This is a genomic window from Rhodothermales bacterium, assembly GCA_039944855.1.
Lineage (GTDB): Bacteria > Bacteroidota > Rhodothermia > Rhodothermales > JANQRZ01 > JBBSMX01.
In genome coordinates, this window is sequence record JBDUXZ010000020.1 from 62191 (window position 1) to 74229 (window position 12039).

The following is a 12039-nucleotide window of genomic DNA, read 5'->3' on the forward strand; positions in this document are numbered from 1 at the left end:
AGCGACAGGGCCTAGAGGCCGACGCTCACGTGGAAGAGGTACTGCCGCGCGCTTGGGTACGGCGTCACGTCAACGCCCGACGCGACGGGCTGTGAGCCGAAGTTGCTCACCTCAGGATCGTAGCCCGAGTAGCCCGTGATCGTGAAGAGGTTGCGCGCCGAGGCGCCGATGCGGAACGTCCGCAGGCCGAACGCGCCGGTGTACCGATCGAGCAGGCTCTTCGGGAGGTTGTAGTACAAGCCGAGCTCGCGGAGGCGGAAGTACGAGGCGTCCTCGACGAAGCGCTCGGCGCCGGGCGTGCTCGTCCGCTCCTCGAACGAGGACTCGCCGAAGTCCGGGCTCGTCCCCGTGAGGTCGTAGAGGAAGTACGTGAGGTTGATCACGTCGCCGCCCTTCTTCCAGTGGGCGAACACGTTGAGCGTGAGGTTGTCGAAGATCGTGAAGTCGTTCGAGAAGCTCATCTGGAAATCCGGGGCCACGTCGCCGAGTTGGAACTCGCCGTCGGTCCGGCCGTCGCCATCGCGGTCCGCGGTGCCGACGATCTGCGTGGGGCTCTCGCCCTCCTCGATGCGGACGACGCCGAGCGACGAGGCGAACCCGCCGCCGGCAGCGTTGAACGGCTCCACGTTCAGCTCCGTCACTTCAGAGCTGTTCGTCCAGAAGCTCGTCCGCGAGACCCACCGCACGGCGTCCACGTCGACGGGGAGCACGGTCAACCCGACTTCGAGGCCCTGGTTGACAAGCTCACCGCCATTAAAGAACTCGACGCCGAAGCCCGTCGACGGCGGGAGCGCGCGCGTGAGCAGGAGGTCGCTGACGTTCTTGCGGTAGATCGTGAACTCGAGGTTCGCGCGCCCGTCGAGCGCGCTGATGTCGAGGCCGCCCTCGATCTCGTTCGTCCGCTCGGGCAGGATGTCCGCTGCCCCAAGCGTGGCCCCGACGAGTGAGCCGACGGTGCCACCGATGTTGACGGCGTTGAACGAGGTGAACTTCGCCCCGAACGGCGCGATGTTGCCCGTCTGCCCGAACGCCACCCGGAACTTGAACTGGTCGATCTGATCGTAGCTCCAGAAGGGGAACTCGGCCACGTTCACCGCGAGCGACGCCTTCGGGTAGAAGTAGAACTTCTCGACGTCGCCGTTGAGGTTCGAACGGTCGGCGCGGAGACCGAGCGTGGCAACGACACGGTCAGCGTAGTTCGCTTCGGTTTGCCCAAAGAACGCCTGGTTCTCCTCGATAATGCGGAGCTGCCGTGTGGCCGTGAGCGAGGCGGCTTGGTTTACGTTCTGCTGCCCCGGCACGAGGCCGCGCGCGAGGAGGGAGATGCTGTTGCTGTTGTTGTTCGTCCCCGTGATCCCGGCCTGCGTCGTGAAAAAGAGCCGGTTGGCGGGCAGGTTGAACGAGTGGACGAGCGCGCCGCGATAGTTCGTGTTGAGGCTGCTCGTCTCGCCGAGAATCGAGGTACCGATGCTGTTGCCGCCACGGGCCTGCTCGAACTGAAGCTCGCGTGGGGCGAGCACCTCGCTCTCAAGCCCGTAGTAGTCGACGCCTGCCTCGACGACGGCCTGGAGCGCCTGCCGCTCGTCGCGGAGGACGTCGTAGGTAAAGCGGCCCGAAGAGAGCACGCGGTTGACGGTCTCCTCGTTCGTGAGGAGGGCGATCGTCTGAAGCGGATTCGACGAAGCCACGAGGTCGTTGACGGGGAACACCCCGTTCGCGTCCTCGCGGATATCCACGAAGCTCGGCGTCGAGAGGAGCGCGATGCCGAGCGAGGTGCCGGAGTTGTCGTTGCCCGTGATGCCGCGCGCCGTGACGGAGCGGACGTAGTTCGAGGTGACGTCTACCGACGCCCGGTTGGAGAAGCGGTGCGAGAGGTTCGCCCGCACGGACTGCTTGTCGTAGCCCGTCCGCTCGACAATCGCCCCGTCGTTCTTCACCTGGCCCGAGACGAAGAACTGCGTCCGCTCGTTGCCGCCGGAGATCGAGAGATCCGTCGTCGAGAGCACGCCGGTGTTGCCGAAGATCTCGTCCTCGTAATCGATGAACCCGCCGGGGGCGGTATACGAATCGCGGACGTTCTGGACGGCGGCTTCGTAGTCGGCGATGTCTTCCGGCGTCGTTTCGGGGTCGCTCGGGTCCGGCGGCGAGCCGGCAAACGTGGAGATGGCCTCGTCGATGGTGAAACGCCGGACGCCGAGGCGGTTGGCGATCGTCGTCGCGCCGATGGACTGGGAGAAGCGGACGTTCGTACCCGCGCCCGCGCGGCCTTTCTTCGTGCTGATGACGACGACGCCGTTCGAAGCGCGCGACCCATAGATCGCCGCCGCACTCGCGCCTTTGAGCACCTCGACGGACTCGATGTCCTCGGGGTTGATGTCGGCGATGCGGTTGACGGCGTTGTCTTGGCTGCTCGGGGCCTCGCCGCGCGAGGCCGCCGTGAGCGCGTTGATCCCGTTCGGAACCGCGTCATTGTTCACAATCACCCCGTCGACGACGTAGAGCGGCTCCGCACGCCCGGTGATCGTGGAGACGCCGCGGAGGCGGACGGAGAAGCCGCCACCGGGCGCGCCCGAGTTCGAGGTGATGACGGCGCCGGTGATCTTCCCTTGCAGCGCGCCGTCGAGCGTGGAGGGCGTGGTCACCCCCGCGAGCTCGCGCGCCGAGATCGTCTCGACGGAGTTAGCGAGGTTCTGCCGCTTGACGGACGAAGCGAGACCGGTCACGACGACCTCGTCGAGCCCGAGCAGGTCCTCCTCTAGCTGCACGTCGACGACGGCCTGCCCCTCCGGCACGGCGACCTCTTGCGTCCGGTAGCCAACGAACGTGTAGATGAGCGTGCGGTTGTTGATCGGTAGCGCGATCTGATAGCTCCCGTCGACGTTCGTGATCGTGCCGATCTGGGTGGCTTCGACGCGGATGTTGACGCCGGGTAGCGGCTCGCCGCTGTCGGCGTCCGTGACAGTACCGCTGATCTGCGTGGTCTGGGCGAACGCGGCGGGGCCTAGCAGCAAGGCCAGGAGCATCAGCCAGCGTGTGGGGTGGGAAGGCATCATCGTAGCGTGGGGTTTGGGGATGGGATAGCCACGCCAAAAGTAGGCCGCCCCCCGTTACCGAACAAGGGAATAATCCTGTACACGGACGGGGGAAGGCCCTAGTTACCTCACGTACTACGAGAAGTCACCGCTCCGAACACGAAAAGCCCCGCGCACGCCGAGGCGCACGCGGGGCAGGACAACCCTGGCGAGGTCATCCGGAGGGGACGTTGTGAGGGTACGGATCGCCCGTGCCAGCCCTGTGTCACGGGCCACCCACGCCCTCGCTAGTCCATCATCTTCCGCAAGAACGCGGGGATGTCCGTGTCATCCTTGCGGATGCGTTCGTTGCGCCGCTTGAAGTCCTCGGCCTGGAGGCGGCGGACATTTGCAGGGCGCTTCCGCGTGCTCTCCTCGTCGTCGCTCTCCGGCGCCATCGGCGGGGTGCGGCGCTCGAAGGCGGGCGTGTCGAGGTACTTCAGGTTGTCCTCGCCCTTGTAGCCCGGCGTGAGGTCGTCGGCGCCGAGCTTGACGGTGCGGCGGACGCGCTCGGCCTTGCCCCGCGCCGTGTCGAACCCGGTCGCGATGACGGTGACGCGGAGTTCGTCGCCCATGTCGGGGTCGATGACGGTGCCGAAGATGACCTCGGCCTCGTCGCCGGCGTCGCGCTGGATGACGGACGTGGCCTGCGTGGCCTCGCGGATGCCGAGGCTCTGGCCGGCCGTGATGTTCACGAGCACGTTGCGCGCCCCGGCGATCGAGACGCCGTCGAGGAGCGGGCTGGAGATGGCTTCGAGCGCGGCGCGCTCGGCGCGCTTCTCGCCCTGCGCCGTCGCCGAGCCCATGATCGCGGTGCCGCCGTCGGCCATCGTCGTCCGCACGTCCGCGAAGTCGAGGTTGATGAGGCCGTGGACCGTGATGAGGTCGGAGATGCCGCGCGTGGCGTTGTAGAGCACGTCGTCGGCCATCTCGAAGGCGGCCACGAGCGTGGTGTCGTCCTCGGCGATGTCGAGGAGCCGCTCGTTCGGGATGACGATGAGCGTGTCGACGGTCTCTTTGAGGAGGTCGAGGCCCTCGCTCGCGGACGACATCCGCTTGCGGCCCTCGCAGTCGAACGGCTTCGTGACGATGCCGACGGTGAGGATCCCCATCCGCTTGGCGATCGCGGCGACGACGGGCGCGCCGCCGGTGCCGGTGCCGCCACCCATGCCCGCGGTCACGAAGACCATGTCGGAGCCGGCAATCGCTTTCTCGATCTCGGAGCGGCTCTCCTCCGCCGCCTCCGCACCGACGAACGGGCGGGCGCCCGCGCCGAGCCCCTTCGTCAGCTCGCGGCCGACTTGGAGCTTGACGGGCGCTTTGTTCTGGCTCAGCGCCTGCGCGTCGGTGTTGATCGCGACGAACTCGACGCCGGTGATGCCTTTGCCGATCATGTTGTTGACGGCGTTACCGCCGCCGCCGCCGACGCCGACGACGGAAATCTTGGCCTTCTCTTTCGCTTCGGCGTCGAAGGCGAAACGGCTGCTAAAGTTGTTGTTCATAATGTCCCTCCGGGGAGTTTTACGCCAGGTTGTACTGCTGATCGTGTTGGTGAGTGGGGTGTGTGATGCGAGGCGTCGGGTGCCAGGGGCGACGGTGTGCCGCCCATCCCTCGGCCTTCTCCTGCGTTGTGATTACGTGGGTGTAGTGATTACGTGTGCGCAGGGGCGCAGCATGCTGCGCCCTTACAGTTCGTCGAACCAGCTCCGCATGCGGCCGGCGATTTTGGTGACGAGTGAGTCTCCGTCGCCGCCGTGACCGACGGTGAGGAGCGCGGACTCGGTGGTCTGGTGGCGGAGGCCGTAGAGCACGAGGCCCACGGCCGTGGAGTACATCGGGTCGGCGACTTCTTCGACGAGGCCGCCGGCGAGCCCGAGCGGCGTGCCGATCCGGGTCTCGACGCCGAGCACTTCGCTCGCGAGTTCGGCCGTGCCGGGGATGAGCGAGCCGCCGCCGGTGAGCACGACGCCAGCCGAGAGGTGCCGCCCGTAGCCGCTCCGCTTGATCTCGATGCCGACGATCTCCATGATCTCCTCCAGCCGAGGCTGGATGATCTGCGCGAGCGTGCTCTGCCCGATCGCCTTCTCCGGCCGCCCGCCGATGCCGGGGATCGTGATCTCCTGGTCTTCCTCGACGAGGTCGACGAGCGCGACGCCGAACTGCCGCTTCAGCCGCTCGGCCTGGTCGTCGAGGATGCCGAGGCCTTTGCGGAGGTCGTCGGTGACCTTGTTGCCGGCGACGGCGACGACGGCGGTGTGCCGGATCGTCTTGTCTTCGAAGACGGCGATGTCGGTCGTGCCGCCGCCGATGTCCACGAGCGCGACGCCGATCTCCTTCTCGTCGGGGTGGAGCACGGCGTAGGACGAGGCGAGCGGTTCGAGCACGATGTCGGCCACCTCGTACCCGGCCTTCTCGATGCAGCGGTAGACGTTCTTCGCCGCCGAGACGAGGCCTGTGATGATGTGGACGTTCGCTTCGAGCCGGATCCCGCTCATCCCGACGGGGTCGGCCACGCCGTCCTGCCCGTCGACGATGAACTCCTGCGGGATGACGTGGAGGATCCGCCGATCGGCGGGCATCGCGACGTGCTGCGTGTCTTCGAGCAGGCGGTCCACGTCGTGCTGCGTGATCTCGCCGGTGCGCGACGAGATCACGCCGCGGCTCTGGAAGCTCTGGATGTGGTCGCCCGCGATCCCGACGTAGACGCTGTGCGCCTCGACGCCGGCTGCGCGCTCGGCCTCGCCGATGGCCTCCTGCACGGCCGCCACCGTCTTGTCGATGTTCACGACGACCCCGCGGTTCAGCCCTTCGGAGAGCGCCACGCCGACGCCGAGCACGTTAATCCGGTCGAGTTCGTCAGCGGCGGCGACGACCGCGCACACCTTCGTCGTTCCGATGTCTACGCCGACTACGATGCGTTCATTCATGGTTGGATGGGTTGAGGGTCGTCGGGCGGGCGACGACGGATGATTATTCGCTGGTAACAATTTGACCGTCGAACCGGAGGTCGATCCGGCGGACGGGCGTGTCGGGGCGGGGGAGGACGGCCTGGTCCCAGAAAGCTTGGAGCTGGCCGAGCTTTTCGGCGAAGCCGCTGCGGCCGAGCGCAACGGGGATGGACGCGCCGCCGGGCGTGGGCGCCGTCGCGAGCGTGAAGCTGCCGTCCGCTGCCCGCTCGACCGACGAGACGAGCGCGTCGGTGGCGTCGGGCACGGCGGCGAGCACGGCGAGGAGGTCGAGCACGGCGGCGTCTTCGACGGGCTGCGTCGGCTGGTAGGCGGGGAAGCGGCCCTGGAAGAGGGGCACGTCGTAGGCGGCGCCCGCAGCGAGCGGCATCATGAAGCCCGCAGCGTCGAAGAAGTAGCTCGGCCGGCCGGCGCCGTCGAGCACGAGCGCGACCGGCACCCGCTCCGTCACGTCCACCGCGAGCGTGCCCGTCATCCAGCGCGTGACGCTCGCCTCGGCCACCCACGGGTGACGGCGGACGCGGTCGGCGAGGATCTCGGGGTCGAGGCTGAACAGGAACGCGGAGTCCGGCACGGCGGCGAGGTCGAGCACGGCGCTCGTGTCCGCGTGCACCGCGCCCGAGACGGTGACGGCCCGGACCGGCACTGTCGCCTGCCACCGCCATCCGACCACGCCAAGTGCGACGACGGCCCCGAGGCCGAGGAGAACGACGATCCGGCGGACGATCCGGCGGCGGCGCTGTTGCTGTTTCGTGTCGCGTGCCATCGCTCAGCCCTCCCCGTCGTTGAGGGTGGCCAGGAACGCTTCCCCGCTCTTCCAGATGTCGCCCGCGCCCATCGTGATCACGAGGTCGCCGGGCTTCACCACCTGCTGGAGGTATGTCGGCACGTCGGCTTTCTCGGGCACGAACCGCACGTCGCGGTGGCCGTAGCGCGAGGTGAGGTCGGCGAGCATCCGGCCGCTGACGCCGTCGATGGGCTCCTCGCGCGCGCCGTAGATCTCGGTCAGCACGAGCACGTCGGCGTCGAAGAACGCCCGCGCGAAGCCGTCCTGAAAGTCGCGCGTGCGCGAGTAGAGATGCGGCTGGAAGACGGCGACGACGCGGCGGTTCGGCCAGCCCTTCGCCGCGGCGTCGAGCGTCGCCTCGATCTCGGTCGGGTGGTGGGCGTAGTCGTCGATCACGATCACGTCGCCGGCCTCGCCCTTGATCTGGAAGCGCCGGTCGACGCCGGTGAAGCCGGCGAGGGCCTTTTGGATCTTCGCGAACGGGATGTCCAGTTCCAGCCCGACGCAGACGGCGGCGAGCGCGTTCTGCACGTTGTGGAGGCCGGGCACGCCGAGCGTCACCTCGCCGAGCGGCGTCGCCTCGCGGACGACGGTGAACCGCGTCACGGCCCCGTCCTGCACGAGCGACTCGGCGCGGACCTGCGCCTGCCGGCTCGTCCCGTACGTGATCACGCGGCGCTCGACGTCGCCGAGCACCTCGCGCACCTCGGCGTCGTCGAGGCAGAGGATGGCGGCGCCGAAGAAGGGGACGGAGTTGGCGAACTGGATGAAGGCGCCCTTGAGGTCGTCGAGATCCTTATAGATGTCGAGGTGGTCGGCCTCGATGTTCGTGACGACGGCGACAATCGGCGTGAGGCGGAGGAACGTGCGGTCGTACTCGTCGGCCTCGATGATGATGATGTCGCCCTCGCCGCTGACGGCGTTCGAGTCGAACACGGCGACTTTGCCGCCGACGATGATCGTCGGGTCGAACCCGCCCTCGCGCACGACGAGGCCGGTCATGCTCGTCGTCGTCGTCTTCCCGTGCGTGCCGGCGATGCCGACGCCGTACTTCGCGCGCATCAGCTCGCCGAGCATCTCGGCGCGGCGGATGAGCGGGATCCGGCGGCGCTCGGCCTCAACGGTCTCGGGGTTCTGGCCGGGCTTGACGGCGGAGGAGTAGACGACGACGTCGGCGTCGGTCACCTGCTCGGCGGCGTGGCCCTTGTGGATCGTCGCGCCGAGCGATTGGAGCCGCTCGGTGACGGGGCTCGCCTGGAGGTCGGACCCGCTCACGCGGTAGCCGCGCGCGAGGAGGACCTCGGCGATCGACGACATCCCGATCCCGCCGATGCCGACCATGTGGACGTTTTTGATCCGTCCGAAAGAGGCTTGCCTGCGCATCGCGTCGGTCATCGCGTCCCTCCGTGGGGTTGAGCGAGGGCGAGCACGGCCTCGGCGATCTCGCGCGCGGCGTCGGGCCGGCCGGTGGCGAGCGCGGCCCGCTCCATCGCGGCGAGCCGGCCGGCATCGTCGAGCAGGCCTTGCACGGTCGGCAGGAACTCGGCGGCGAGGCGGGGCTCGGGGAGGAGCACGGCGGCGCCGTTGTCGGCGAGAGCGCGGGCGTTTTTAGTCTGGTGGTCGGCCGTCACATTCGGGCTCGGGACGAGCACGGCGGGCGTGCCCGTCACGGCGAGTTCGCTGCACGTGATGGCGCCGGCACGGCAGACGGCGAGGTCGGCGGCGGCGTAGGCGTAGTCCATCCGGTCGAGGTACTGGAGCAGGCGGAGGCGCGGGTGCGCGGGCACCTGCTTTTCGAGTTCGTCGAAGTAGCGGCGGCCCGTCTGCCAGATCACCACGAGGGCTTCGTCGGCGAGGAGCGCGTCGAGGTTCGTGCGGAAGGCGTCGTTGATCGGCCCCGCACCGAGCGAGCCGCCCATCGCGAGGAGCACGCGCTGCCCGTCCGCGATCTCGAAGTGAGCGCGGGCCGCGTCGGCGTCGGCCTGCGTGAGGTCGCCGCGGACGGGGTTGCCGGTGAGGACGGCCTTCCCGGGGGGGAAAGACGAGCGTGCCGCTTCGAAGGCGATGAAGACGTGCTCGGCCCGCTTCGCCAGCAGCTTGTTCGTCGCCCCGGCGTAGGCGTTCTGCTCCTGGATCGCGAGCGGCACGCCGCGCAGCGTCGCCGCGAGGCCGACCGGCCCGGTGACGTAGCCGCCCGTGCCGACGACCACGTCGGGGTCGAAGCCGCCGATGAGCGTCCAGCTATCGCCGAGGCCTTTGGCGATTTTGAAGGGGAACGTGAGCAGCTTCGGCGAGAGCCCGCGCGGGAAGCCGACGGCGGTGACGGCGTGGATCGGATAGCCCGCCTTCGGGACCGCCTCCCACTCCATCCGGTCGCGCGTGCCGGCGAACGCGATCGCGGCGTCGGGCGCGAGGGCACGGACGGCGTCGGCGATCGCGATCGCGGGGTACACATGGCCGCCCGTCCCTCCGCATGCGAAGAGGATACGAGGGCTAGGGGCGGTGGGACGGGGGTCGCTGCTCATCGCTGGCTCGGGTCGGCGTGGCGGGAAACGTTGAGCAGCAGGCCGGCCATCACGCCGGTGGCGAGGAGCGAGGTGCCGCCGTAGGAGACGAACGGCATCGGGAGGCCGGTCACGGGCAGCAGCCCGCTCGCGACGCCCGCGTTGACGAAGCCGTAGAGCACGAGCGTCGCCGTGACGCCAACGGCGAGGAAGAGGCCGAGCGGGTCCGGCGCCTGCCGCGCGATGCGGAGGAACCCGCGGACGAGCACGATCACGAACGCGAAAAGCAGCAGCCCCGCCCCGACGAGCCCGTACTCCTCGGCGACGATCGCGAAGATGAAGTCGTTGTACGGCGCCGGGAGGAAGTCGCGTTGCACGGACTTGCCGGGGCCGACGCCGGTCAGCCCGCCCATCGCGATCGCGATCCGCGCCTGATTCGCCTGATAGCCCTCGTCCTGCGACGAGAAGACGGCGGCCTCTTCGGTGTGGTCGAACAGCTTGACGCCGAGGTACGCTTCGACGCGGGCCGCGCGGTTCGGCGAGGCCATGAGGAAGAGCGTCGCCGCGAGCATCCCGACCGCCGCCACGCCGCCGAGGTGGAGCATCCGCACGCGCCCGATCACCATCATCGCGCCGACCGCCATCGAGAGGATCGCCGCCGTCGAGAGGTCGTCGAGCCCGATGAGCGCGATCGTCGGGACGGTCCAGATCATGAGCGGGACGAAGCCGCGCTCGAACTCCTCGATGTAGGCCTGCTTCCGCGCGAGGAGCACGGCGACGTGGAGGATGAGCGCGACTTTGGCGAAGTCGGACGGCTGGAACGAGACGCCGCCGATCTCCAGCCACCGCTGCGCGCCGCCGAGCACGATCCCGCCGACCTGCACCGCCGCGAGGAGCCCGAGCGCGCCGATGAGGAACCACTTCGACGCCCGCGCCAGCCGCCGGTAGTCGAGCAGCGACACCACGCCGACGGCCGAGAGCGCGAGCCCCGTGCGGATGAGGTGCCGGAAGAGGAAGCTCTCCGTGTCGCCGCCCGACTTCGTCTCGGCCAGGAACGAGATCGCGCTGTAGACCGCAACCACGCCGAGCGCGGCCAGCCCGAGCACCGTCCACACGACGAGCTTGTCGGCGGGCCGGAGCGCGGCGGCGCGGGCTTTGATCTGAGAGGCGACGGTGGACACGGTTCGGGGTACGAGGTATGAGGTTGGGGGTGATGGAAGGTGGAGCGTGGAGTGAAGCAGAGGGTCGAGCCGGGCGGACTCCCGACTCCCGACCCCCGACTCACAACCCGTTCACGAGGCGCTTGAAGGTGTCGCCGCGGTCTTCGTAGTTCTTGTACATGTCGAACGAGGCGCAGGCGGGGCTGAGCAGGACGACGTCGCCCGGCTCGGCCATGAGGCGGGCGAACTGGATCGCCTCCTCCATCGTGTCGGCGCGGGCGGCGGCTTTGGCGAGGTCGCCGAGCTCGCGGAGCACCTTGTCCCCGCTCTCGCCGAGGCCGACGACGCCGCGGCAACGCTCGCGGACGAGGCCCTTGATGGGGCCGTAGTCGTTCCCCTTGTCCCGGCCGCCGGCGATGAGCACGATGGGCTGGTCGAAGCTCTCGAGCGCGTACCACACGGCGTTCACGTTCGTCGCCTTCGAGTCGTTGACGTACTTCACGCCGCTGACGTCGCGGACGGCTTCGAGCCGGTGCGGCACGCCCTCGAACGAAGCGAGGCTCTCGCGGACGACGTCGGACGAGATCTCCATCGCCCGGGCCGAAATCGCGGCGGCGAGCGAGTTGTAGAGATTGTGCCGTCCGCGGAGGGACAGGTCGTGAGTAGGCATGAGCACCTCTTCCATGGGATTCTGGTTGCCGTCGGCGACGGATGAAGTCAGGCGGAGAATGATGGATTCGCAGCCGTCGGGTCCGGTGCGCACGAAGGCGCCCCGGTCGAGCTCGTGCTCGATGCTGAAGGGATAGCCCGCCACGCCATGACGCGCAGCGGCACGCTCGGCGTGCTCGCGCACGAGCTCGTCGTCGTGGTTGTAGACGAGAACGTCACCGGCCCGCTGGTTCTCGAAGATTCGGAATTTGCTCTGCGCGTACTGGTCGAAGTCATGGTCGTACCGGTCCAGGTGATCGGGCGTGACGTTGAGCGAAACGCTAACACGGGGGCGGAACTGGTCGATGTGGTCGAGCTGGAAGCTGGACACCTCCAGCACGACCGTCGTCCCCTCCTCACATTCGCCGACGCGATCGGCGAAGGCGGTGCCGATGTTGCCGGCGACGACGAGGGGCCGCTGGGCTGTGCGAACCACGTGGGCGACGAGCGAGGTCGTGGTGGTCTTCCCGTTGCTCCCGGTGATGGCGACGATCGGCGCATCGCAGAACCACGACGCCACTTCGATCTCGGAGTACACCGCGAGGCCTTTTCCGAGCGCCTGCTGCACGAGGTCCGACTGCGTCGGCACGCCGGGCGAGATCGCGACGAAGTCGGCATCGAGCGCGCGCTCGGTGTGGCCGCCGTCTTCCCACGTCACGCCCGCCGCGTCGAGCGCGGCGCGGGCGTCAGCGTCGATCTCGCCGCGCTCGGTGAGAAACACCGTCGCGCCGCGCGCCGCGAGCAGCTTCGCCACGGCGAGGCCGCTGCGCGCAGCCCCGATCACGGTCACCGTTTTGTTTTGGACGTCGTGGGTCATCGTGGGGGCAACCGTAGAGACGCAGC

8 protein-coding genes are annotated in these 12039 nt (G+C 68.7%); all 8 read right to left on the reverse strand.

What is annotated here, in order from left to right; translation table 11 throughout:
• Window positions 1-11 precede the first annotated feature (11 nt).
• On the reverse strand, window positions 12-3053 hold the full coding sequence (locus ABJF88_09315; protein ID MEP0547120.1) for a SusC/RagA family TonB-linked outer membrane protein: 3042 nt from the start codon (window positions 3051-3053) through the stop codon (window positions 12-14).
• A 266-nt stretch (window positions 3054-3319) separates the two neighbouring features.
• Entirely contained in the window at window positions 3320-4573 is a 1254-nt protein-coding gene (gene ftsZ / locus ABJF88_09320; GenBank protein ID MEP0547121.1) for a cell division protein FtsZ, read from the reverse strand.
• A 183-nt stretch (window positions 4574-4756) separates the two neighbouring features.
• A complete protein-coding gene (gene ftsA, locus ABJF88_09325; GenBank protein MEP0547122.1) occupies window positions 4757-5998 on the reverse strand; it encodes a cell division protein FtsA in 1242 nt (413 codons plus the stop codon).
• Between the two features lie 43 nt (window positions 5999-6041).
• Window positions 6042-6803, reverse strand: a complete 762-nt coding sequence (locus ABJF88_09330) for an FtsQ-type POTRA domain-containing protein (protein MEP0547123.1) — start codon at window positions 6801-6803, stop codon at window positions 6042-6044.
• 3 nt (window positions 6804-6806) lie between these two features.
• Window positions 6807-8219 carry a UDP-N-acetylmuramate--L-alanine ligase gene (gene murC, locus ABJF88_09335; protein ID MEP0547124.1) on the reverse strand — a complete coding sequence of 471 codons (1413 nt, stop codon included), beginning with the start codon at window positions 8217-8219 and terminating at the stop codon, window positions 6807-6809.
• On the reverse strand, window positions 8216-9349 hold the full coding sequence (murG, locus tag ABJF88_09340) for an undecaprenyldiphospho-muramoylpentapeptide beta-N-acetylglucosaminyltransferase (GenBank protein MEP0547125.1): 1134 nt from the start codon (window positions 9347-9349) through the stop codon (window positions 8216-8218). The genes murC and murG overlap by 4 nt, the downstream gene beginning before the upstream one ends.
• A complete protein-coding gene (locus ABJF88_09345; protein MEP0547126.1) occupies window positions 9346-10509 on the reverse strand; it encodes a putative peptidoglycan glycosyltransferase FtsW in 1164 nt (387 codons plus the stop codon). Before ABJF88_09345 ends, murG begins: the two co-directional genes overlap by 4 nt.
• A gap of 100 nt (window positions 10510-10609) precedes the next feature.
• The gene (murD, locus tag ABJF88_09350) at window positions 10610-12013 is read right to left on the reverse strand and encodes a UDP-N-acetylmuramoyl-L-alanine--D-glutamate ligase (GenBank protein MEP0547127.1); all 1404 of its coding nucleotides are present in this window, start codon (window positions 12011-12013) and stop codon (window positions 10610-10612) included.
• Window positions 12014-12039 lie beyond the last annotated feature (26 nt).